General features: G+C 49.9%; 22 protein-coding genes. 4 read left to right on the forward strand and 18 right to left on the reverse strand.

Annotated features, from left to right (window positions below; all coding sequences use genetic code 11):
• Positions 1–32 precede the first annotated feature (32 nt).
• From bamA to HYT76_03095, 9 genes are all read right to left on the reverse strand, one after another.
• On the reverse strand, positions 33–2,726 hold the full coding sequence (bamA, locus tag HYT76_03055) for an outer membrane protein assembly factor BamA (GenBank protein MBI2082525.1): 2,694 nt from the start codon (positions 2,724–2,726) through the stop codon (positions 33–35).
• Positions 2,723–5,665 (reverse strand): translocation/assembly module TamB domain-containing protein, encoded by a 2,943-nt coding sequence (locus tag HYT76_03060; protein ID MBI2082526.1) that lies wholly within the window; start codon positions 5,663–5,665, stop codon positions 2,723–2,725. Before HYT76_03060 ends, bamA begins: the two co-directional genes overlap by 4 nt.
• Positions 5,665–7,068, reverse strand: a complete 1,404-nt coding sequence (mpl, locus tag HYT76_03065) for a UDP-N-acetylmuramate:L-alanyl-gamma-D-glutamyl-meso-diaminopimelate ligase (GenBank protein ID MBI2082527.1) — start codon at positions 7,066–7,068, stop codon at positions 5,665–5,667. Before mpl ends, HYT76_03060 begins: the two co-directional genes overlap by 1 nt.
• On the reverse strand, positions 7,065–8,147 hold the full coding sequence (locus HYT76_03070) for a beta-lactamase family protein (protein ID MBI2082528.1): 1,083 nt from the start codon (positions 8,145–8,147) through the stop codon (positions 7,065–7,067). Before HYT76_03070 ends, mpl begins: the two co-directional genes overlap by 4 nt.
• Positions 8,134–9,027: an LD-carboxypeptidase gene (locus tag HYT76_03075; protein MBI2082529.1), complete on the reverse strand. Its 894-nt coding sequence runs from the start codon at positions 9,025–9,027 to the stop codon at positions 8,134–8,136. Before HYT76_03075 ends, HYT76_03070 begins: the two co-directional genes overlap by 14 nt.
• Positions 9,028–9,217: 190 nt before the next feature.
• Positions 9,218–9,736, reverse strand: coding sequence for a CBS domain-containing protein (locus HYT76_03080; GenBank protein ID MBI2082530.1), 519 nt, complete (start codon positions 9,734–9,736; stop codon positions 9,218–9,220).
• Entirely contained in the window at positions 9,733–10,770 is a 1,038-nt protein-coding gene (locus HYT76_03085) for a 2-oxoacid:ferredoxin oxidoreductase subunit beta (protein MBI2082531.1), read from the reverse strand. The genes HYT76_03080 and HYT76_03085 overlap by 4 nt, the downstream gene beginning before the upstream one ends.
• Entirely contained in the window at positions 10,740–12,623 is a 1,884-nt protein-coding gene (locus tag HYT76_03090) for a 2-oxoacid:acceptor oxidoreductase subunit alpha (protein ID MBI2082532.1), read from the reverse strand. The genes HYT76_03085 and HYT76_03090 overlap by 31 nt, the downstream gene beginning before the upstream one ends.
• 1 nt (position 12,624) lies before the next feature.
• Positions 12,625–13,089, reverse strand: a complete 465-nt coding sequence (locus HYT76_03095; GenBank protein MBI2082533.1) for a CBS domain-containing protein — start codon at positions 13,087–13,089, stop codon at positions 12,625–12,627.
• A 92-nt stretch (positions 13,090–13,181) separates the two neighbouring features.
• Between HYT76_03095 and HYT76_03100 the strand changes: the two genes are divergently transcribed.
• Positions 13,182–13,709, forward strand: coding sequence for an NADH-quinone oxidoreductase subunit I (locus tag HYT76_03100; protein MBI2082534.1), 528 nt, complete (start codon positions 13,182–13,184; stop codon positions 13,707–13,709).
• A 17-nt stretch (positions 13,710–13,726) separates the two neighbouring features.
• Here HYT76_03100 and HYT76_03105 read toward each other — a convergent pair whose 3' ends face one another.
• Positions 13,727–14,518, reverse strand: a complete 792-nt coding sequence (locus tag HYT76_03105) for a hypothetical protein (protein ID MBI2082535.1) — start codon at positions 14,516–14,518, stop codon at positions 13,727–13,729.
• A gap of 160 nt (positions 14,519–14,678) precedes the next feature.
• Between HYT76_03105 and HYT76_03110 the strand changes: the two genes are divergently transcribed.
• Entirely contained in the window at positions 14,679–15,677 is a 999-nt protein-coding gene (locus HYT76_03110) for an isocitrate dehydrogenase (NAD(+)) (protein ID MBI2082536.1), read from the forward strand.
• 148 nt (positions 15,678–15,825) lie between these two features.
• Here HYT76_03110 and HYT76_03115 read toward each other — a convergent pair whose 3' ends face one another.
• From HYT76_03115 to HYT76_03145, 7 genes are all read right to left on the reverse strand, one after another.
• Positions 15,826–16,995 (reverse strand): hypothetical protein, encoded by a 1,170-nt coding sequence (locus HYT76_03115; GenBank protein ID MBI2082537.1) that lies wholly within the window; start codon positions 16,993–16,995, stop codon positions 15,826–15,828.
• A 373-nt stretch (positions 16,996–17,368) separates the two neighbouring features.
• Positions 17,369–17,944, reverse strand: coding sequence for a hypothetical protein (locus HYT76_03120; protein ID MBI2082538.1), 576 nt, complete (start codon positions 17,942–17,944; stop codon positions 17,369–17,371).
• An 8-nt stretch (positions 17,945–17,952) separates the two neighbouring features.
• A complete protein-coding gene (locus tag HYT76_03125) occupies positions 17,953–18,711 on the reverse strand; it encodes a phosphatase PAP2 family protein (protein MBI2082539.1) in 759 nt (252 codons plus the stop codon).
• Positions 18,708–20,084 (reverse strand): glutamate--tRNA ligase, encoded by a 1,377-nt coding sequence (gene gltX / locus HYT76_03130; GenBank protein MBI2082540.1) that lies wholly within the window; start codon positions 20,082–20,084, stop codon positions 18,708–18,710. The genes HYT76_03125 and gltX overlap by 4 nt, the downstream gene beginning before the upstream one ends.
• A gap of 44 nt (positions 20,085–20,128) precedes the next feature.
• The gene (amrB, locus tag HYT76_03135) at positions 20,129–20,941 is read right to left on the reverse strand and encodes an AmmeMemoRadiSam system protein B (GenBank protein MBI2082541.1); all 813 of its coding nucleotides are present in this window, start codon (positions 20,939–20,941) and stop codon (positions 20,129–20,131) included.
• Positions 20,942–21,005: 64 nt separating this feature from the next.
• Positions 21,006–22,019, reverse strand: a complete 1,014-nt coding sequence (gene ilvC / locus HYT76_03140; GenBank protein ID MBI2082542.1) for a ketol-acid reductoisomerase — start codon at positions 22,017–22,019, stop codon at positions 21,006–21,008.
• Positions 22,019–22,399 (reverse strand): aspartate 1-decarboxylase, encoded by a 381-nt coding sequence (locus HYT76_03145; GenBank protein MBI2082543.1) that lies wholly within the window; start codon positions 22,397–22,399, stop codon positions 22,019–22,021. The genes ilvC and HYT76_03145 overlap by 1 nt, the downstream gene beginning before the upstream one ends.
• Before the next feature lie 66 nt (positions 22,400–22,465).
• On the opposite strand from HYT76_03145, the gene HYT76_03150 reads away from it, so the two are divergent.
• Both HYT76_03150 and HYT76_03155 read left to right on the forward strand, forming a co-directional pair.
• Positions 22,466–23,011, forward strand: a complete 546-nt coding sequence (locus tag HYT76_03150; protein ID MBI2082544.1) for a DUF177 domain-containing protein — start codon at positions 22,466–22,468, stop codon at positions 23,009–23,011.
• 42 nt (positions 23,012–23,053) lie between these two features.
• Entirely contained in the window at positions 23,054–23,650 is a 597-nt protein-coding gene (locus HYT76_03155; GenBank protein ID MBI2082545.1) for a hypothetical protein, read from the forward strand.
• Between the two features lie 25 nt (positions 23,651–23,675).
• Here HYT76_03155 and HYT76_03160 read toward each other — a convergent pair whose 3' ends face one another.
• The gene (locus HYT76_03160; GenBank protein ID MBI2082546.1) at positions 23,676–23,966 is read right to left on the reverse strand and encodes an antibiotic biosynthesis monooxygenase; all 291 of its coding nucleotides are present in this window, start codon (positions 23,964–23,966) and stop codon (positions 23,676–23,678) included.
• Positions 23,967–23,996: the final 30 nt, after the last annotated feature.

Below are 23,996 nucleotides of genomic sequence, written 5' to 3' on the forward strand. Positions count from 1 at the left end.
GGAAGGCGGGGGGCCTTTTTGTGAGGCTGTCTTTAAAAGGCATACCCAAAGGCGAAGTGGAGTCGTCCAAAGCTCTCTCCGACAGCACGATTCCGATCGAGCTTAATGCCGTAATCGAGCCGTAGGGGTCCGATCGGGGTGATATAGCGGAGACCTGCCCCTGCTGAGTGGCGCAGGGAACCCAAATCGAGTTGGGAAAAATTATCGGTGACGCTTCCACTGTCGAGGAAACTGGCAAACTTGAGCCCTCCTTTTATTTTTGTCTGAATTTCAATGGTGTGAAGGAGAAGGATGAGTCCACCGGCAAGTTGACCGGTGGCATCACGCGGGCTGATGCTATCCTGATCAAATCCTCTGACAGAGTAGTCACCTCCTAAAAAGAGTCTTTTATCTCTCGGAAGGACATCGCTTCCAAAGACGTTAATCCCCTCCGCACGGAGATAATTAAAAAGGGTAAAGCGAGAGGCAAAGAACTGATAATGGGCTATTGAGGCTGATGGTTGAAGAAAATTGAAACCGGAAGCCAGAATCTTGTTGGAAACATCAAGACCGGTCAAGGCATTGATCCCTTTTTTTGGATCGGCAAAGGAGTCGCGTGAGTCAAAGTTAAAGGAGAAACCAATACGAGAGAGCGTGTGATCTCGTGTCGCAAGGGCTGTTGGATCTGCGACATTCTGGAAAGAGGTTCGCGTCAGGTCGTATTTGGTCAAGAGGGTGATTTGATTGGTCAGTGGACTTCGAAATGAGAGTTTGCCACCGTAATCAATCGCTTCAAAACTGGGACGTTGTTCCGCCTCGACAAGTCCTGTTGTGACCATTTCCAGGTTTACCCCAAAAAACCGTGGATCGATATAATTGAGTTCCCCTTTTTGGATATCGTTACCACCGGTCAGTCGAAGGGTTGACCTTTTAGCAAAACCGAAGAGGTTGTTATGTTGCAGACTGATAGCACCCGTAAACTTGTTGTCTGTGTCGTAGCTGGATTCGAGATCGATGTACGATCTGGGGTTTTCCTCTACCTTGACCAGCAAGTGGATCTCCTCTTTATGCTCCTGTATGCCGAGAGGCTCAATGTCGACCGATTGGAAGACCCCCATTCGACGCAGGGAAGATTCGCTCTTGAGAAGCCTATTCAGACTAAAAGGGCGATTGGGTTTGAGGGCAAGCGCCTTTCGTATCGCCGAATGGCGGGTCCTGTAATTTCCAACAATCAAGATTTCTCCCACTTTTGTCTGAGGACCTTCCTGGATTTTATAGACAAGATGGATTTTTTGATCTTCCTGGAGGAGATGGGGTTCTATCTTCGTATAAGTATAGCCTTCATCTGAATAAAAATTCTGGAGGACAGACTCATCTATTTTTAATTCTTCTTGAGTGAGCCGATCCCCATTTTTCATCTTGAGAATTTTGTTTAGTTTTTCCGAAGGGATTTGATTCCCTTCGAAGCTGATTGACTTGATTCTGAACTCAGGCCCCTCCTCAACAAAAAACGAAATGGTTGCCTTGTCTCCCAAGGGGCTGAAATCTGTTTTTTTATCAAGGGCACGGGCCTCCAAGAATCCATGGTGGTGGTAGATTTCAGGCAACCTCAGAAAATCAGCCTCAACTGTTTCCGGATTGTAATAACCATCTTTAAAAATCGATTCCTCTTCTGTCGTCAGGTGACGTTTGATTTTTCTGGGCCTGAGTTGTTTCGCACCGACAAGACGCACCTGCTTGACGCGTGTTTGCGTTCCCTCCTGAATATCGAACTGAATCAGAATTTCGGAAACATCGAGGCGTTTTTTTCTGGCGACAACGGAGGCCTCTAAAAATCCCCGTTCTTTGTAAAGGGCCTGGATCGCTTGTTTGCTCTCCTCGATAGCAAGAGAACTTGTGTCTCCCTCTGTCAGGACAGGAATCACCTTTTTCAGGGTCTTCCGAGAGAGGCGCTTGTTCCCGTGAAACCGGACTTTGACATGAGGCCCCTCTTGAACAGCCAGTTTCAGATTAATTTTTCGTTTTTTCTCATCGATCGAGATTTGTTTGATACGTACTCGTGCCTCAAGATACCCCTTTTTTTGGTAGTCTTTTCGTATCTTGTTCAGACTATTTCGGAGTCTTGCTGGGCGATAAAGGATGAGGGGGTTCAACTGTGAGATAAAGTATCCTCTGGGAAATAACTGGTTTCCTTCGATCTCGATTTGGTTTAGTTGATAGCGATCTCCTTTTTTAATGTGATAGTGGAGAATCACATTTTCCCATTTGTGATCTGGTTGGATATCAAGCGTGACTGTAGTCCCAGCGTAACCTTCCCGTTCGTAGAAATCCTGCAACCTCTTGATTTGATCTTGAGCGATCTCCGGGTCGTAGAAATCTCCTCGATGGACGGATAATTTTCGATGAAGACTCTTGGAGAGGTAAGGGTAATTCCCGGAAACCTGTATATCCACGACCTTCATCCCTTCCTTGAGATGAAGAATAAGCAGAAGGCCCTCAGGGGTCGTCTTCTTTTCCATTTTGATTTCTGAGAAGCGCCCCCATTTTTTGAGGTAGTCCAGAAACGGCCCCAGTTCTTTTTCGTTCAGGGGATCTCCCCTTTTTAACGGGAGGAGGGCTTCGATCTCTTCTCGAGGCAAGGAAGCCTCTCCTTCAATTTTTATGTCTGCAATTCGGGATTCACGTCCCCAAAGAGGGGTTGGCATGACCAGGAGGAAACCAAAAAGGATAAGAATGAGAGGTTTCACCGAATTCGAAATCTTAATGACAAGTTGAAATGATATTGAGGATCCGTACTTGCTGTTCGCGTTCGGAATCCTTTCAGAAGTACATTATCTGTCAAGTAATAGTTCGCCTGAAAGGTCCTTTCAGCGGTATCCGGTGCAAGATCGCTCCGAAGTTCCAGACTAAGCCGATCGGTAACCTCTGATTGGAGGGAGAGACGACTGGGGGAGTAAGGCCCCTCTGCCGTTGGTTTCAGCCGGACATCTAAACCAGTTGCCTTGGAAAGAACGCCCGTGAAGGGACGCGCCGCCTCTTCCAAGGCGAGGTCCAGGCCGAGTTTTGTCCCGAGGCCACTGGTTCTCTGGAGCTCATCACGGGTCATCCCGAAGGCCAGGAGTGAAAGAATATCATCCCGATCGCGTGATGGAGAGCTGGAGAGGTCGATCTCAAGGTTATTCAGGTAGCCCTCGATCTTAAGGAAGACGACATAATTAGGGGGGAGTTCCCGTTCGCCACGAAGAATCAGATAAGGGTCGGAGCGGTTGGGATTGACATACTCCACCCGTCCCTCCGTCATCGTAAAATTGGCCGTCAGGTATTGGAATTGTCCTTCGATCAAGGAAAACCCCCCAAGAATTTTAGGGGCATCGCTGGTCCCTCTGACAAGGAGGTCGCACGAGAGATAAATTTCAGAGATATTATTTTTGATCTGAAGATCTCCCGCACTTTTCACATCGAGATCAAATTGAACCCTCGGAAGTTTTTTTGTTTTTTGATCTTCGGAGCCCCTGACAATCGGTTTGAGAACAAATTTGTGAATCTCAAATCTCTTCGTGTATCGCCCTTCGACAATTTCCACTTTCCCGGCGAGCAGGGGATCGGAAGCGGGGCCCGTGAGGTGGAGGTTGCTGTTAAGTTCCAGGTTCAAGTTTTTATCGTATTGGAAGGGGAGGCTTGAGCCAACAAGCTTCAGATCGAAAAAACTCGGGTTTAGTTTTTCGAACTGCACATTTCCTTTCAGAGAGAAGCTTCCGTTGCCAAAATTTCCCTTCAGATCTGAAGTGACCCTCTTTTTTTGAAACTCTAATTTTCCCTCAAGTTCTGTGAGGGTTTCTTTCAAGCTTCTGATCTCAAGAGCCGAATCCTGAAGGAGGACGGGGCCCTGAATTTCGGGGTCTTCGAAAGTCCCCTGGATTTTAAGATCAAGGTTAGCCCATCCTGAAGACTCTCCAATGAAGGCTCGGAACATCTGCAAGAAGGAAATCTGGGCAGGCCCCTTGACCCGGAAATCAAGGCTTTCCTGATAAACCCCCTCGATTTTCAGGTCTCCCTTTGGAGAGCGGATAAGAAGCCGGTCGATATGAAATCCCCTGGTTAGGTAATCATAGCTTCCCTTCAGAGAGAGACTGGAGGAAGGTTCTCCTGCAAAAATCAATTTATCCCCCAATCCCTCAAGGCGGATCGGGTTTGGAAGAAGGATCGGGTTCAGGTTTGTTAACTGCAGGACAGTTTCCTGAAAGAAGAAAACTCCGCCTGGTTCCACTCGAAGCCTCGATTCTAGTGATTCAATGCTGATGACTCCGAGAGATCCTCCGAGGACCTGGCCATTTCCCTTCCCTCGCACAGTCGGTTCCCCATCCTTTTCGGCTCCCTCCAGCAGGAGCTCTCCAGAAAGGATTCCAGAAAGATTGAGATCCGGAAGGAGTTTTGAAATGGGGGCTTCCTGAAAACTGACATCGACCTGTTTGACATAGGCCCTGATCTTGTCCTGAGGGTGGCGACGCTCAAACAATACCCCCCCTTTTACCTGTCCCGCCTCGATATTATTTTCTTCCGGATAGATATGGGCCTCGAATTCCAGAAGAGGCCATTGAAGGCCGATCTGACCTGAGGCGCGGTTTGCCGCAAGATTGTTGTGGCGAAGGTTGTGAATGGTCGCCTCGGCATGGGCTGAAAGCTCCGGGAGACGTCCTTGGGCCGTTCCCTTGACCTCGCTGATCCCCTGCGCGGGTGCGAGGACAGGGCTATCAATTTTCTGGAAGATAAGTTCGATCGGGAGTTCCCTCGCCTCAAAATCAATTGCATAAAGCTTGCTCAGCAGATGAAACGAGCCGGCTCCTTCGAGTTTTCCAGACCCCATTTGGGCCTCTATTCTCTTGATTTGGGCGACGTCTCTTTCGAAGTCACTCTCAATCCGGAAGGAAACAGGTTCTGTAAGGTATTTTGTAGAAAGAAACTTCCCTTCCGTCAGAAATTCCCCTTTTGAGAAATTACCCTTCCAATGGGCTGTAAGGGAAAGCTTTAAACTCTCTTGAATCAATTCCAGAGAGTGAATCTCTCCACCATTCGGGGTGAGGGTGATTTCTGTCTTCAGGAGTTCCAGAGGGGTATGTCCTTGGGAAAGACCTTTGATGGTGATTTTCCCCAGTATCGCCTGGGTCAGTTTGGGTTCAAGGGTGAGTTCAATTTCTTTTACAGAAAGAGGGGCCGTATCAGGACGATCGAGTTGCAGGGAGTGAATCAGGGTTTTTTTGACGACGATGCTTTGCAGCAAGAGAGATTTTTCATAGAGGGAAAAGAATTGGCGGACAATTTCAGAGACGGGCCGCGGTTTTTTTTCAGATTTTTTGAGGAGAGAGAGATGGGGATCTTCAACCTCAAACCGGGAGATAATGATCTGCCCTTTGAGAAGGGAGAGTGGGCTCATCGCAATGCGAACAACGGAGGATGAGAATTCAAACATCCCCTTTTGGTCTGCGAGGCTAAGCCCGTAGATCCTGAATTCTCCACGGAGTAGGGAAAGACCGCTTTTTTTGATCTGAATTGTGAGTCCCGTCGTTCGTTGGATCGGTTTTAGAAAAAAACGATGAAGGGAGGTGCTTGAGGAAAGAAGCCAAAAGGGGGCGATGATCAGAAAAAGAACCAGGAGGGTGCGACCAAGACGCCTCCACGCCCTCGGCATTATCCTCTCGCCTCCAGCTTTCGGATCAGTTTTTCGGCAACATTCCCAAAACTTCCATTAGACATGAGACAGATCGTCTCTCCCTCTCTGACTTGAGAGATCACTTTTTCAACGATCTGGTCGATCGATTCACAGGCAAAGGCATCTTTCCCCTGGGCTTCAAGTTCCCGGACAATTTCCTGGGGATCGAGGCGTTCCTCAGGCGGAATTTTTTCCGGATGGTAAACCGGGGCGATCAGGGTGTGATCGGCGTTCTCAAAGGCCGAAGGGAACTCTCTCTGAAAGACACGTCGCCTGGTCGTATTGGAACGCGGTTCGAAAATAGCCCAGATCGGTCCTTTGGGATTGGCAAGCCGTACCGCCTTCAGGGTTTCCCGAATGGCGGTGGGGTGATGGGCAAAGTCGTCGATAACAGTGACTCCCCTGAAGCAGCCCAGGATCTCCTGGCGCCTCTTGACCCCCTGAAAACTTTGTACCGCTTGCTGAATCTCCCGAAAAGGAACTCCCTCTTCGAGAAGCGTTGCGATAACCGCGAGCAGGTTTTCGACATTGTGTCTCCCGATCATCGGGCTTGAGATCATTCCGACCTTTTCTTTTTTATAAACGACCTCGAATTCGGTTTGTGTCGGCTTGAAGGCGATTTTTTCAGCATAGATATCCGCCTCAGGATCGGTTCCGAAGGTCAGGAGACGGCAGGGGATTCGCGGAAACAACGATCGGACATTCTCATTCTTTGAATGGGCGATCACGAGTCCCGTCGGAGAGATCTGCCCCACAAGCCTTTCAAAAGAGGAAAGAAGGTGGGGAAGGTCGCGATAGATGTCGGCATGGTCGAACTCTATCGGATTCAGGATCAGGAGGTCTGGATGGTAATGCAGAAACTTCGGTCCTTTATCAAAAAAAGCGCTGTCGTACTCATCCCCTTCAACGACGAAATAGTTGCTTTTGCCAATTTCATACGATTGACCGGTATTTTTTAAAACCCCTCCAACCAAAAAGCCGGGCGCTCGACCGGTTTGCTTCAAAAGCCAGGCGACGAGGGCGGAGGTGGTGGTTTTTCCATGGGTCCCGGCAATAACGATAGAACGATGCCCTTTCAGAAAAAACCGGTCCAGTGCCTCCGGCATGGAGAGGTAGGGGATCTTCATCTGCAGAAGCGCCTCGACCTCCGGATTTGTCTTGGAGACCGCATTTCCGACGATCACAAGATCAGGCCTTGGCTCCAGATGACGAGGATCGAAGCCCTGTTGGATCGAGATCCCGAGCTGCTCCAATTGAGTACTCATTGGCGGATAGACCTGTTGATCGGAACCGGTCACTTCAAATCCTTTTCCCTTGAGAAGTCCTGCGAGAGATCCCATCCCCATACCGCATATCGCAGTGAGATGAATTCTTTGGGTCATTGTCCGATCAACTCCTTATAGATCAGATCATGCAGGAGGGGACGAAACTCTTTGATTTTCTCGTTTTTAGAGGTCGGATGGACACGGTTCGTGAGAAAGATGACATGGAAACCCTGTTCCAGATCCATCCAGAACGAGCAGCCGGTATATCCGAGATGTCCTATAGTATTTCCGGAGAATGCCGTTCCTGCCTGTGATTGAGATTCTGACGGGGTGTCCCACCCCAGCTTAACCTTCACCTTCGCCGCGATGAATTCGTCCACAAGATCTCTGGGGAAGAGCTCACTCTTCCCTGCATAACCCTTTTTCCACTCAACGAGCAGGCGATGAAGATCATCGATGTGGGAAAAGAGACCGGCATGACCAGCGACCCCTCCGAGGGCATAGGCATTGTCGTCGTGGACCTCACCCCGGATCAGCCTTCCCCGCAGGGTTGAGTCCTCCGTCGCGGCAAAAAGATCGCGGTTTTCTGGAGGTTGGTCATTTGGAAGATAGGAGGTTTGTTCTAATCCCAGAGGATCGGCAATCTGTTGTTTGAAAAGACGATCGAGTGGGGTGTCGGAGATCTTTTCGAGATAGATGCCAAGCAGAATAAATCCCAAGTCACTGTAAATCCTCTGATAGGCGACGGGGCGCTCAAGAGATTCCTGGGAGATCTTGTCCAAATAGATCGCCTTGGCCTCCCTGCGGCCAAAAAACTCCGGTTTCTCTTTTTTGAGCTCCTCAGAGTAGGGCTTCCAGGCGGGGAGTCCGGAGGTATGTTTGAGGAGATGCCGCAGGGTCATCTTGGCCTTGTCCTCTCCCTCCAGTCCCTTCAGTTGTTTGACAATCGGCGTATCGAGACTCAGTCGTTTCTCCTTCAGAAAGAAAAAGGCAAGCGCTGCTGTCGCCACCGGTTTTGTGAGCGAGGCGATATCAAAACGCGTCTTTTCCGTGAGGAGTTCTTTTTGTGGCAGGAGCGTTGCGTAGCCAAAGAAGTTTCTATAGAGGACCTCGTCTCCGCGAGCGACCAGCAGGGAGGCGCCCGGGAAGACCCCTTCTTCGATCGCTTTCGAAATTTCCTCTTCAAATCTGTACATCAAATATTCCCTTTTCAATGATCAGTTTCTTGCCCTGAATCCGACCTACCCCACCGAATGGAACCATTTCCGGGTTGGAACAATGACCAAAACGAGTTCCCCATAATACAGGGCCTTTGAAATTTCGGAGTCGTTCACGAAAGACCTTTTCAATTTCCGAGGGGAAGAGCTTTTTCTTGAGTCGAAACGTTCCGAGGATAATCCCCCTTACCCCTTTTAATTTTCCCGCCTGTTCAAGCTGAGTCATCATCCGGTCAACCACATAGGGAGGTTCGTCGACATCCTCGAGAAACAGGATTGAACCGGTGGTATCGACGTCATAGGGAGTTCCAATTAACGAGACGAACAACGTCAGACAACCACCCAGCAGGCGGCCGGTGGCCCGACCCCCTCGAAATGTCTTTCGGGCCGAGAAGGGATGCATTTGAAACCAGCGAGGATCAGAAAGCGCTTTTTTCAGACGGGTGACGACCCTTTTCTTCGTAAGTTGAGTCGCGACCATAGGTCCGTAGAGGGTCGGAATTCCCCATCTCTTCCAAAGTGTGGCGAGAAGGACCGTCAAGTCACTGAATCCGACAACAATCTTGGGTCTTGTTTTTTTTAAGAATGGGAGGAGGCGTTGGGTCCCATACCCACCACGCGCGAAAAGGATCGCATCGGTTCTGGGATCGTTGAGGAGCTTGCCCAGCTCCCGCGAGCGTCGGTCGTCATCACCGGCGAGGTAGCCGTTTTGAGAGAAGATGCCTCGACTATAAGAGACAGAAAAGCCGGCCCTTTTGAGATTCCGAACTCCTCTCAAGAAACGGGGTCTCGAAATCGGTCCTGCAGGCGCCGCAATCCCGATACAGCTCCCTTTTTTTAATGGTCGAAGTTTCCCCAAGCTGAAACCAAACTATTCGATTTTCAAAGGGATGTCTAGCAGGCTGTTGACAAAGCCCCATCTGCTGCGTTGCCCACTCGACCACTCCTTGCGACGTACTTGCTAGTACGCCTCAGTCGGGTTCTCGCGGGCGCCTTGCATCTGGGGACTTTCTCAACAGCCTGAGGAAACATGGTTTGTCAACAAACTGTTAGGCGGCAGTTTCAGGAAACAGTTTTGAAAGGTGTCTCAAAATATCGCGGACCGAAATGATCCCGAGTCCTTTTCCTTCTCGGTGAATCGGGAGGTGGCGGAAGCCGGCGACAGACATCTGGTTCAGTGCATAGGCGAGGGAGTCGGATTCATCGAGGACCACAGGATCGGCGGTCATGATCGAGCGGATCGGATTCGCAAAGGCCTTTTTATCCTTTCCCAAAACCTTGAAGAGGATATCCCGTTCCGTAACGAGCCCTTCGATCTGGTCCTGATTTCCCACGAAGATGCATCCGACATGGTTATCCGTCATTTTTTGGATCGCCTCGCGAATCAACGCCTTGGGAGAGACCCAGAGACCGTCTCGAGGTTTCATTTTAGCAATCGGATCTTCCATTAAGGCCTTCGTGAACTTTGTGGTGGGGAGGACCCCGTCGAGCGACGAGAGGTTCTGAAGGCAAAACTCGCACTCATCGACTCCATCGATATTCTTTTTCCCACAGGCCGGGCAGATCATAATGAACTCACTTTCCAGGTCTCTGTTCCATTCAACAATTTCTGGATATCGGCTTTCCCTTGATTCTTAAGGGCGAGCGTTTCTTGTTCGGAGAGCAGGGAGTCATAAGTGGGCCGCTCGATAGAGCGAAAGATACCGATCGGTACAGGGAAGTGGGGCGGCATCATGCGTGAGAGCATGAAGGCATACCCGGTATCCTCACGGTTTTCATCGTGAACAAGAAGATCCCCCTCGATGACCCCGTCCTGGCCCAAGGTGACCACCTCGGGGAGGAAGGTTTTGGGGGAGAGCCGGATACCTTTGTTTTTTTCTTTTCCAAAGATGAGTGGCTTGCCATGTTCCAGATAGAGGCCTTTGTCCCAACGACTCTCGCGATCCGTGACCTCTTGAAAGGCGTTGTCGTTGAAGATGACACAATTTTGAAAAATTTCAATAAATGCTGTCCCCTTGTGCCGAGCGGCACGTTCAAGGACTTTTGCCATATGTTGGGTGTCGGTATCGACAGTGCGTGCGACAAAGGTCGCCTCAGCTCCAAAGGCGAAACAAAGCGGATTGAGCGGATAATCGATCGTTCCGTAAGGAGATGATTTCGTTTTTTTGCCTAACTCAGAGGTGGGGGAGTACTGCCCCTTCGTCAGGCCGTAGATCCTGTTATTGAAGAGAAGAATCTTGAGATCGACATTTCTCCGAAGGGTATGGAGAAGATGGTTCCCGCCGATCGAGAGACCATCACCGTCACCTGTCGCGACCCAGACCGAGAGGTCCGGATTGTAGGCCTTGATCCCTGTCGCAATCGCCGGGGCCCGCCCATGGATGGTGTGGAAGCCATAGGTGTTCATGTAATACGGCATGCGGGACGAGCAGCCGATTCCCGAGACAAAAACATATTTTTCACGTGGGATATTCAGATCCCCGAGTACCTTTTGAGTGACGGAGAGGATCGCATAATCTCCACACCCTGGACACCACCGAACATCCTGATCGGAGATGAAGTCCTTACGGCTTAACTTGGGTGTGCTGCTTGTTTCTGCCATTGTCTTACCTCTTTTTTCAGTGTGAGACGCTTCACCCCATCAACAATCTCTTTTATGGTGAAAGGCTGACCCTGCATCTTCGAGATCACCTTCGCATCGACCAGATATTTTGCCCGGAGAAGGAGTGTGAGTTGACCGAGGTTGAGTTCCGGGACAAGAATCGTATCAAAACGTGAGAGAATCTCTCCAAGATTGCGGGGGAAGGGGTTCAGGTAGCGGAGATGAACACTCGAAACGGAGACTCCTTGCTGACGAAGTTCCTCAACTGCGGAGGTGATCGCTCCACAGGTCCCTCCCCAACCGACCAGCAGAATGTCCCCTTCCTGATCTCCAAGGAGGGTTGCCGGAGGGATATCATTGGCGATTCCGGCAATCTTGTTGGCTCGTAAATGAACCATCCGTTCATGGTTGTCCGGATCGTAACAGACATTTCCTGTAATGTTCTCTTTCTCCAAGCCACCGATGCGATGTTCGAGACCGGCTGTCCCAGGAATCGCCCAGGGACGCGAGAGCGTCTTTTCATCCCTCATGTAGGGTTGGAAAGCGTCACCTGTTTTCGGATGATGGATTTCAATTTTCTGAAGTTTTTGAAAATCAGGGATGAGCCAGGGTTCGGAGCTGTTAGCGAGATATCCATCGGAGAGGAAGAGGACCGGCGTCATATATTTGACCGCGATTCGGATCGCCTCGATCGCCATCTGGAAGCATTCACCGGGTGTAGCGGGGGCGATGACAGGCAGAGGACTCTCGGAGTTGCGCCCGAAGAGGCTTTGAAGGAGATCAGCCTGCTCGGTTTTTGTTGGAAGACCTGTTGAGGGACCGCCACGTTGGACATCGATGATGACCAACGGTAATTCTGCCATCACGGCGAGATTGATTGTTTCACTCTTCAATGCGAGGCCGGGTCCACTGGTCCCGGTCAACCCCAATCCTCCGGTAAAAGAGGTCCCCAAGGCTATTCCGGCCGCCGCAATCTCATCCTCGGCCTGGATCGTTTTGACCCCAAAATTTTTGTGTTTGGAAAGCTCATGGAGGATATCGGAGGCTGGTGTAATCGGGTAGCTTGCATACAGGAGTGGTTTATTTGCCAGTACGGAGGCAGCAACAAAACCAAGCGCCGTCGCCTCATTCCCCGTAATATTCCGATAGAGCCCTGGGGCTAACGCTGCCTTCTGCACGCGATAATGTTTTTTGATGACCTCGGTGGTTTCACCGAAATAATATCCGGCCTTCAGGGCCATCTGATTGGCCTTGACCAGTTCTGGATTCTTCTTGAACTTTTCCTCGATCCACCGAAGCGTCACCTCCATGGGGCGATCAAAAAGCCAAAACATGAGTCCCAAGGCATAAAAGTTTCGACAACGATCGATCTCTTTTTTTGTGAGCCCGACCCCTTCGAGGGCCTTGGCGTTCAAGGTGGTGATCGGAAGTTGATAATGTTCGTACTTCGCGAGGCTCCCGTCTTCGATGGGGTTTGTCCCATAACCGGCCTTTTTCAGATTCTGGGTGATAAAGGCATCTGTGTTTGTGATCAGAATGCCCCCTTCCTCCAGATCGTCGAGATTTGTCTTCAAGGCGGCAGGGTTCATCGCAACAAGGACATTCGGGCAGTCTCCCGGGGTACGAATGTCTCGAGATGAGAAGTTGATCTGGAATCCGGAAACTCCGGCGAGGCTCCCTGCAGGGGCCCTGATCTCGGCCGGATAATCGGGGAGGGTCGCGAGGTCGTTTCCAAAAATAGCGGTCGCTGTTGTAAATTGCATGCCGGTGAGCTGCATCCCATCACCCGAATCTCCGGCAAATCGGATGACGACGTCTCTTCTTTCCTCAATCTGTTTCTTCGGTGTTGTCATCTTAAGCACCCTCTCTTGCGCGATTCAACTGTTGAGGGACAGGGGGGAGATTAAAAACCTCATGGGGAAAATGTTCTGCCAGATAGCGGACGATATTTCGGACAGAGAGGACCCCCTTGACGTGACCTTCATCGTCGAGGAGAGGAATCCGCCGATAGCCGCCATTATTCATGAGACGAATTGCTGAGGCGATTGAGTCCTGTTCTTTGAGGGTCTTTGGGTTTGGTGTCATGAACTTTTCAATCGGAAGGGAAAGATCTGCCTCTTTTGCGGCGATGCGGGTCAAGGCATCACGATCTGTAAAAATCCCCTCCAGTTTTTTTCCATTCATAATAATGGCACAGCCTGTTTTTCGTTGTTGCATCTCCTGAATCACCTCTCCCGCTGTCCTGTTGCGTGAGACAACCAGTGGGGGGTTTACTATAAGTGACTGAATCTTCTCGTTTTTTAATGTTTCGCGCAGCATTGTTCTTAATGGGTCTCCTCTCCTATCGAACCACGTCTCGAATGTCAATTTATTGACTACATCTTCCCTATGTGAGATTCCAAGTATTGAGAATGACGCAGATCAGCCCAAAAGTAAAGGTCTTGACCCGTCAACCACCGACCCTTTTAGAGAGGATTTATCTTTTTTCACTGCTTCAGGGACTCTGGGTGACGATCCGTCATTTTTTGAGCCATTTTTTGGGTTTCAAGAAGATGCCAACCTACGAATATCCTGAGCAACCAAAACCGATCCCCGAAGGTTATCGTGCCGAACATCGTCTCATGAAACGTCCGGATGGAGCGGTACGATGCACCTCCTGTATGCTCTGTGCCACCGCCTGTCCCGCCAACTGCATTGAGATTGTCGCAACCGAGAGTCCTGATCCACAGGTCGAAAAATACCCGAAGGTCTTTAATATCAATCTGCTTCGGTGTGTTTTTTGCGGGCTTTGTGTGGAGGCCTGTCCCGTCGATGCGATCCGGATGGATACGAAGAAGATCGACATGGCTGGTTTTACGCGCGAAGAATTTATTCTCGATATTGATTATCTTTTAGGAAATCATCCGGAGGGGATGAGCCCGTATTCGATTGCGCGGTAATCTTAGAACCTGATCTTTTACCCACCTCTTCTTGCGCGGATCACCGGCATCAAGTCAACAACCTTGCCACCCCCAAAGTCCCTCGGGGCTGCACCAACAGAAGGAGGTTTTCGGCGTATCCGCATGGATGGAATATAATAGGTGGCGATCCAGAGGGCACCTATAAGGGCGATACCGAGTCCCCAGCCGCGTTCATATTGAGTGATATCCTCCCTACACTCAACGTAAACAAATTTTTCATTACGTATTGCTAAATGACATTTATCGAATAAATCATCATCCCTCGAGTAACCGAAACCAAGAATGTATAATCCAAAAATAATGGGAAGTGTTGTGATGGTTAAGATTAAACGCTCACCAAATGGTTTCCCTCCTAATAAAGTACGGCATCCAAGAAAAAATAGATACCCACCCCACGCAACTTTTTGACTCAGAGAACTTAAATCGAAACAAGATAATACCCCCTCCAGAAAATATTCAGATCCACTAGCTCGATAGGTTTCCCTTCCTATGTCATAGAGATCTTCAGCCCTTGCCAAGGCAGAACCACTCAATTCAGACCTTAAAATGGCAGGGACGATTTGGGACTGAGAGGATCTAAAGGTATGTGCCTGTTGGGGAGTCATCTGTTTGTAAAGCTCTCTGTTAAACTCGTTATGATTGTAGGTGAGATCCCAATCGTCCGGACCACCAGGCCAGTCATGCACACTCTTTAAAACAGAACAAACCTCTTTGTCATCGACACCCCATTTATTAACAGTGGCATCAAGGAATCTGCTCGCGAGTTTTTCAATAGAATCGGTCATCATGTTGATTATCGGGGACAAGTGAAAGAGGTTTCTTTGAAAATAGGTACGATCTCATCTTGATATTCATGATGAGTGGTGTATGGTATCCACCATTTTCTCCTCGCACATTCAACTGGAAACACTATCCGATGGGAGAAGTAGAGCGGTACCGTATCTCTCTATGACCTACAAAGTATCTCTTATTGCTGGCGATGGTATTGGCCCTGAGATCACTCAGGCGGCGCGGGAGGTGATTCAAGCGAGTGGTGTGAAGATTGTCTGGGACGAGGTCCTGGCGGGACAGAAGGCGATTGAGACTTGCGGCCAACCGCTTCCGGATGCAACCCTCCGATCGATCAAAAAGAATGGAGTTGCCTTAAAGGGTCCTTTGGCAACGGCGATTGGAAAGGGATTCCCAAGTATTAATGTCATGTTGAGGAAACAGTTGCATCTCTATGCGAACGTTCGTCCTGCCAAGTCGATGGAGGGGATCGTTTCACGATACAAAAATGTCGATTTAGTCATTTTGCGTGAAAATACCGAGGATCTTTACTCAGGGATCGAGCATTTTGTGGCGCCCGGAGTGGTCGAATCGATCAAGGTGATTACCCGCAAGGCCTCGCTTAGGATTGCGGAGTTTGCGTTCGACTACGCCAGGAAAAACAAGCGAAAGAAGATTACAGCGATCCATAAGGCGAATATCATGAAGCTCTCCGACGGTCTTTTTCTGGATTGTGCCCGAAAGGTTGCAAGGAAATTTCCCAAGATTGAATACAACGAGATGATCGTCGACAATGCCTGTATGCAACTGGTCCTGAAGCCGCATCAGTTTGATATCCTGCTTTTGGAAAATCTCTATGGAGATATCGTCTCCGATCTCGCCGCCGGTTTAGTAGGGGGATTAGGGGTTGTTCCCGCCGCGAATATCGGCGAAAAGGGGGCGATCTTCGAGGCGGTGCACGGGACGGCGCCGGATATCGCCGGGAAGAACAAGGCGAACCCGATTGCTCTCACCCTGAGTGGGGCGTTGATGCTAGATTATCTGGGTGAATCGAGCGCCGCTCAAAAAATTAGAAAATCGGTCGGTAAAATTCTGAAAAAGGGGCGCTTTCTCACGCCGGACCTTGGTGGGACCGCCACGACCTCTCAGATGACCGAGACGATTATACGGGAGATGTAGCAGCTTTCAAATCCCCCCTCCAATATTTACAGAGTCATCCACTGCCCCCCTTTGCTAAAGTGGGGCAGCCATAAATAGACATACAAGATATCCCACTTTGTAAAAGGGGGATAAAAGTGATATCGGTCCTATTGGAAGGGGGATTTTTCTAGGAGGGCATCACACGATCCGGATCGATCCGATGCAGGCGGGCGATCGCCTTGAGGATCTCCTTATTACTGTGATGTCGAGACCTCAGGGCTGTCATGAGACAAGGGAGATTCCTGGAAACCAGGAGCTCAGGATCGTTAAACCACCCCTTGAAGAGTCCCTCGGAGCCGAATTTTCGTTGCACCCCATCGATCTTAACCCAAAGGGAACCATCTGGAGAAAGCTGAGATGCACCCGCCACTTCCTCGAGTAGATGCAGTGTCCTGAGTCTCAGTGGAGATTCAGCGACAAAACTTTCATCCCAGAGGAAATCAAACGCGCTGATGTCGACATCGCGTCTGAAAGAGACGATTCGACCCGCATTTTCCATTTTGATGTGGGTTGCATGAAATCGACCGAAACAGACCATCAGGTCCTCGAGAAGGGGTGTGGCCGCGAGATCCCAATCATGTTCCCTTTCTGCTAAGTCCTCAACAAGGGCTTTATATCTCTCTGGGCAAAGAAGACGGTGAAAATCTCGCGTGGGGCGCAGCCCCGTATTTCGGCTCCCATCCAAAAGTTTCCTTTCCCAGTCCAAAAGGAAACGACCCCTGTCTGCCTCAGACAACCTTTCACCCCAAATGGCACGAAATTGGGTCCCCCATTTCACTGTCATGATCTCTTCACTCTTCAATGCCTTTGGTACCGCGGCGATCAGGGAAGGGGCGAGGTGAGGCGCCCTGAATATCAAACTCTCCAGTCTGTCTGGTCCATCCTTGGAGGTTCTTAGAGCCCTTAAAACTGCTTCCATGTCGGAGGGTAGGAAGTTGGAGGGGCCAACCACTATCGCATCACCAACCAACGTGGCACGCGCCGCTGTCTGATGATCAGGAAGCGCCAGGATTTTATCGAGATAAGTCCTGACCTGATGAGGAGCGGCAATAAAGGATGTATATTGAGGACTCTGAGCGATTTTGGTAAAGAGGACCGGATTATCGAGGGCAATCTGTTCTAAAGCCCTCCCGGCGGCTCGACGACTCTGCAAGCCCCCCTTCGTCATATTGACAGCGAGTTGCGAGAGGGCGAGGGCGCTCCCCTTCCGCGACATCTGAAGAAGGGCTGGCACTGAAAGGGTAGCATGATGAAAGCAAACAATGAGCATCCCAAGCTGCAAGGAAGCCAGCGCCATCTCTTCGCCGGTGATTTTTCCCTTTTCGGACGGGTCAAAGAGAAAGGAGGGGATGCCAGGGATTAATTGCCCGATGGTGAAGAAGCCAGCAACTGCAGAAGCAATCGAGGCAGTTCGGTAGGAGCCTCGAAAAAGCGCGATAAACGAGACTGTCGAGACCGCTCCCGTGAAAATTCCCCATTTACGAGCACTATCGGCGTCTTTGGCAGCAGTCGATGACTACTGATCAACCGGTCGGGTATGTCTCAGGTATAGGGATGACCCTAGATGTCCCAAGCTTGTCAGGAGTCCGAGCCTACCAATCGCGATAGGTGCTACAGATGGCATAATCGAAGAGATCATCGTACCCACCTCAATTAGGTTGCTGGTAAAATTAAAAAAACGACGCAATGGCGGCGACGCCGACGGGGATGAAGAGATTGTCCCAGTCTTTGTAGGGGAGTGATTCGATCGTTGCTCCGACAAGCGCCAGCAGGAAGCTCGCTGGAATCGAATAACTCAGGAGCGGCATCAGAAAGAAGGAGAGGACAAAAAAGGCCCCGCTTCCTTCCCAACTCTTCTTGGGTGAGTGGGGAAGATGGTGTCGACCCCAGAGAAGGCCGACCAGTGCCGCTGCCATATCGGCAAAGGCGAGCTGGATCAGTCCTGCGGCAGCCGGTTTTAAGGGAAAGATCAGCACGGTAATCAGGACGCCGATCCCCATCATAAACGGGGCTTGAGCAATTTTTTTCTCACTGAGGCGTTTTGCCTTTTGGATCGCCGGTGTGATGAGCGGGATGCTTCCACCATCCTGAACGTGGGATTCATGAACGAGGTAAAGTACAGCGAGTCCGACGATACCGAGGATCAAGACCCCTTTTGAGATAGCGGCAATCGGCAGGACGAGGATGACCCCCATATGGAGGATCTTCCGCCAGATTTCTTTTCTCATCTCTTCGGTAAGTTGCATAAGATTTCTTAGAACACTTTTACCAAACTAATTCCAGCCCCTGATTCTAGCATAGTTGGGATGACAAAAAGATCACTTTTTTCTGCCTTGTGGAATTTGGCTGTCCCTAACCCAACCAGCGTTCCCAGAACCGCCCCCGCCATTGTGTCCGAGGCGAAATGCTTGTTGGCGTCGAGACGTGAAATCGCGACCATCCCTGCCAGGGCATAGGCAGGGACACCAAAGAGGGGGCCATAAAAAACCTCGGTTACGGTCGCGAGGGCGAATGACCCTGAGGCATGGGCAGAGGGGAACGAATGATTGTTCGAACCGTCTGGCCGGCTCCTTTGGGTCGAAAACTTGAGTGGATAGGTTATGGCGTAGGTCAAAAAGAGAGACTCCAGCATTGTCCCTGCCGCGAGTGTTGCCTTCGGGGCATCGGCCAGCTTTGAGGCGATCGTTGCGATGAGGGTTCCACCTCCGAGAACAAGACTGTTCCCCATGATGTTAAAGACATCTTTTGCCCCACCCAGTGGGTCTGCAGGATGAAATTTTTTCTGGATGTCAGGATCCGCTTCATGGACTCCAACAGTCGCTCCAACACCAGCCGCAAGACCCAAAAGGTGCCATCGATTCCAGAAGGTTTCCTTGAGGTCGTTTCCCAGATGATGAGGCAGGGTTTCGAAAAACCATTTTTCCGCAAACAGCGATCGTTCTTCATAAGATGTGGCCCACGAGTGGGAGAAACAAAAGAAGAAAATAAGGAGGAAGCAAAAGAAGCGCTTCATGAAAGAACTTTTTGAATTCTTTTGATGACCCGCTCTTTTCCGAGGAGCGTCATGACCTCGTAGATTCCGGGAGAGACTGTGGAACCGGTAAGTGCGGCACGGAGCGGTTGGGCGATGATCCCGAGTTTTAGTTTTTTGTCAGCAATGTATCTCTCGAAGGCAGCCTTCAGAGACATCTCATCAAAAGGGTTTTGTTGCTGCAGAAGGGGGAGTATCTCCCTCAGAAGCTCCGGATTGATATTTTTTTTGGCCCCTTCCTCAAGGGTAATATCTTCGACAACAAACGGTTTTATCATTTGAGCTAATTCAATCAATGTTCTCGCTCGTTCTTTTGTCAAGCCGATGGTTTTGTAGAGATACTCATCGAGTACGATCCGGATTCCCGCACTCTCAAGGTGAGGGACCAACGGGACCGCAAGCGTTTTATTATCAGTTGTTTTGATATAATGGCTGTTTAACCAGAGCAGTTTTTCTGCATTAAAGACACCGCCCGACTTGCCGACATGGTCGAACGAAAATTTTTCGACCAATTCATCCCGAGTAAAAATCTCCTGATCTCCATGCGACCAACCGATCCTCGCGAGGAAGTTGATCATCGCATCCGGCAAGTATCCCATCTCGCGGTAGGCGAGGACCGAGGTCGCCCCATGCCTTTTTGAGAGGCGAGCCTTGTCTGATCCCAAGATCATCGGAAGGTGTGCGAAGTGAGGAATCGGATAACCGAACGTTTCATAAAGCTGGATTTGTCTCGGCGTGTTATTCAGATGGTCGTCGCCACGGATGATGTGTGTGATACGCATGAGGGCATCATCGATCACAACGCAGAGATTGTAGGTCGGGATTCCGTCCGATCGTTGGATCACGAGGTCATCCAGCTCGGCATTTTGGAAGATGACGTCCCCCTTGATCAGATCATGGACCTTCGTCTCGCCGGTTTCATTGGTCTTGAATCGTATACAAAACGGTTTGTTTTGATTCTGGCTCACCGTCCGGCAGCGTCCATCGTACTTCGGTTTTTCTCCGCGGGTGAGTGCCGCCTTTTTCCTCTCATCAAGCTCTTCGGTGGTACAGTAGCATTTGTATGCTTTTCCCTCCGTCAAAAGTTTTTCAACATGAGACTTGTAGATATCCATCCGGGCGAGCTGATGATAAGGCCCCTCATCCCAATCGAGTCCCAACCATTCCATTCCTTCTATAATCGACCGGACATATTCCTCCGTCGATCGTTCCCGATCGGTATCCTCGACACGCAGGATGAAGACCCCCTTTTGATTGCGGGCATAGAGCCAGTTAAAAATAGCGGTCCGTGCCCCTCCGATATGGAGGTGCCCGGTCGGGGATGGTGCAAAACGAACTCTTACCTCTTCCGTCATTGCGCGAGAATCTAAGGGAGTCGTTCTTTTTTGGCAACTTCCTTTTATTCAACAATTAGACTCGCATACCCGACCACCGACCCATAATCCTTTGTGACATCCCCGCTTGTGGCATGGTGCACAAGTTCGACTTTTGTCGCCCCCAGTTCTCTGGCGGCGACGAGCATCACCGTCGTCGGAATAATCCCACACATGGAGACTTGGGTTTGATGGACGGTTTCGTAGAGACCCTTGGGGTCTAATTTTAAGATCTGGCCGATTGCGAGTTGGTCTTTTGTTTCAGCAATTTTCTGGCTCTCGTAGTGGTTCATGTCAGAACTTGCGATGATCAGAATCGGTTGTTTTGATTTTTGGATGATCTCAGCAATCGCCTGGCCGACTTCGACACATTGTTCGAAACGGAGATGACTGAATGTGATCGGGACAAAAGCGAAATCTTTTTTTAAATATTGGACAAAAGGGATCTGAACCTCGAGCGAATGTTCAAATTGATGCGCCTCTTCGTCTTCTTTGAGGAGCGGGCATTGGTTCATGAAAGAGGCGGCAAGTTCTTCGTCGACTTTAGCCTTCCCTAATGGTGTTTCCCATTCTCCCCTTGGCCAGATGGAAAATGGGACACCATATCCGGTGTGGTTCGGCGACATGATAATAAGCCGATCCGGGATATTGATCTGACTGTAGAGTTCTCCGGCGACACGGCCACTATAGATGTATCCGGCATGCGGCACGACGACCCCGATCGACGTCTTCTTAGGCCTTGGTGGAAAATCCAGACAACGTTTCAGCTCTTCGCTCAGTTTTTTGGGATCGGACGGATAAAACGAACCGGCAACGGCTGGTTGGCGAAGTGGGGGCATATTAAAATCAATTGATGTCGTAGTGGCGACCGGCCGGTCGCCACTACTGCAATGCCTGTGTGGCCTATTCCCTCCCCTTCACGGACCCCTCAAGCCACGGCATCATTTTTCGCAATTCAACACCGACCTTCTCGACAAGACTCTTGGCCGTCTCTTCCCGCATCTTCTTGAGCGTCGGGTTTCCCTTTTCACACTCGGCGATAAACTCCTTCGCAAAATCGCCGTTCTGGATCTCCTTCAGGATCTTTTGCATCTCTTTTCGTGCCGATTCGCCGATGATTCGCGGACCACGTGTGTAGTCGCCATATTCGGCGGTGTTCGAGATCGAATAACGCATATTGGCCGCCCCACCGTTGTAGAGGAGATCGACAATCAATTTTAATTCATGCAGACATTCGAAATAGGCGATCTCCGGCTGGTACCCTGCCTTGACCAACGTTTCGAATCCCGCCTGGACCAGACTCATCGTGCCGCCACAGAGGACCACTTGCTCACCAAACAGATCGGTTTCGGTTTCTTCCTTGAAACTTGTTTCAATCACACCGGCGCGCGTGCCCCCAATCCCCTTCGCATAGGCGAGACCGATTGACCTTGCCTTGCCGCTGGTATCCTGTCCAACGGCGATCAAACAGGGGACACCGATGCCTGCCTGAAATTGAGATCGGACAAGATGCCCGGGTCCCTTCGGGGCGATCAGGATACAGTCCTGATCCGGGCGTGGGATAATTCTCTTAAAATGGATGTTAAACCCATGGGCGAAGAAAAGCGCCGACCCTTTTTTGAGATTTTCTTTTAAGTGATCATCCCACAACTTCTTTTGATCCTGATCAGGAATCACAATCATTGTGACATCGGCGGTCTTCGCTGCTTCTTTAGAATCAGTGATGACTCTCAACCCATGTTTCTTCGCCTTTTCAATGCTGCCACTCCCCTCTCGCAAGGCGACGGTAACGTCCAAACCACTGTCCTTGAGATTCAGGGCATGGGCATGTCCTTGGGACCCATAACCGAAGATCACAATTTTTTTCCCTTTCAGGGGTTCAAGGCTTGAATCTCGATCATAGTAGATAGTTGCCATTATTCCTCCTTGTGGCCGCTGGCGCGTGTGATTCGTACCATTCTGTTTTTTTCATCGACAAAAACAATTTTTGGTTTGTGTCTCTTTAGTTTTGATGTCGGGATTTGGACAAAACTTGAGATAATGACGATATCCCCCTCTTTGGCATGGTGGGCCGCAGCCCCGTTGATCTGTAAAAATCCGCTCTTCTTTTTGCCGGGGATGACGTAGGTTTCGAATCGACTCCCCGTTGTCACATTCCAGACATGGATCTGTTCATGAGTGACAAGATCAGCAGCCTTCATCAGATCTTGATCGATCGTCAGACTCCCTTCATAGTGGAGATCGGCCCGAGTCACGGTCGCACGATGAATCTTGGACTTGAGGAGGGTTCGTAGCATGGGAAGCGAAGTTAATTCAGAGATATTGTCTTTGGCAAGCCTCTTTGGTATCTTTAATCATAAGGCATGAAGATCAAGATCTCTGAGATCCCTGTAGAAGGTGTTCATTTGACAGCGGAATTGGCCTCTGATCCCTGGTTTGGTGAGGTGGTCCGAGAGACCTTTCGGAAGGATTCCGACGGTCAGAATAAGGCCTCCGCCAGCCTTTTTCTTGAGAAAACCTGTGACAATATCAGTCTGAGAGGGGTTGCCTCTCTGGATCTTAAACAGGAGTGCGATCGCTGTCTGGACTTTTTCCCTTATCATTTGTCTGTCCCGATTGAGATGACCTTGGCTCCTCTCCAAAATGTTCAGGGAGGAGAAAAGACGGAAGAATTAACGACAGAAGACGAGAATTTTTCCTTTTATAAAGGAGAAGAGATCAATCTTTCTGAGATCATTCGGGAGACATTGGTTTTGGCGCTTCCGATTCGTTATTTGTGTCAGGAATCTTGCAAGGGGATCTGTCCCCAGTGTGGCATCAATCTCAATCATAACGCCTGTAATTGTCATGATCAGACGGGTCATTCCCAATTTGCGGTGCTCAAGAAATTCAATTTTAGAAAAAAGTAATCCCTTGCCTCTTCGTTTTTTCTTCGTTACCTCTTTTCCCCTGTGAATCGGAAATCTCTTTCCCAATTCTTCGCTTTTTCCCTCGTTCTTCTCTTTGCGTCGGTTCCCCTGATCGCCCAAGAAGAGTCAGACCAGTGGGCCCAATCAGGAACAGTCCTCGAAGATCCGTTGATGAGTCGCAAAGGTTTTTACCTTTCTCTCTCTCCGCATGCGGGAGCCGAGGTTATCGGACTGACGCGGCCGGTGGGAGGGATTGGGGTGAGAGTTGGTTATGGGATCACCCCTGATCTTCTTATCTATCTTCAAAATGACTGGACACTTTCGGCACAGTTCGACGTTTTTTTTCATTTCCTGGATTTTTATCCTCACGTCGCCTGGTTTGTCTGGAAGGAGCTCTATCTCATGGCAGGGGGAGGTTACACGATCGCAAAAACGAGCACCGGAACAACCGCCGACGGGTTTTCGGTTCAGAGAGGGGTCACTCGCCATGCCTTTGGGGGTGGCGGAGGGATCGGGTACGAGGTTTTTCGCCATCAGCAATTTTCTATTAATGTTGAGGCCGAAGGGGTGTATCGCAAGATCTCGGGGGGGGATTATTTGCAGACGGTGATCTCTGGTGTCTTGAATTACAGGTTTTAGATAAGTTTTAAAAATTTCTTCCAGCTTACTCAATTATTTCATAGAAACCGATCTGTACCGGTTCAGCGACCAATTTTTCTGTGGCGGCGAGAAGCTGTTTGAAATGACCCGTTCTTTTGTGGGCCTCGAAAGAGGTCTTGTCGACATACTGTTCGTAAAAGAAAAAACGTGTTGGGTCCTCCAGTGATCCGTGCAGTGTATACTGGAGACATTTTGGTTCGTGCTTGGTGACTTCGGTGACGGTTTGTTTTAGGTATTTCTCGAGATCGGCTTCTTTTCCAAGTTTTGATTTCCAGAGGGCGGTTACAATAATCATGCAAAAGCCTCTTTTCTTAATCTCTTTTGC

Source organism: Deltaproteobacteria bacterium (assembly GCA_016180845.1).
GTDB lineage: Bacteria > UBA10199 > UBA10199 > JACPAL01 > JACPAL01 > JACPAK01.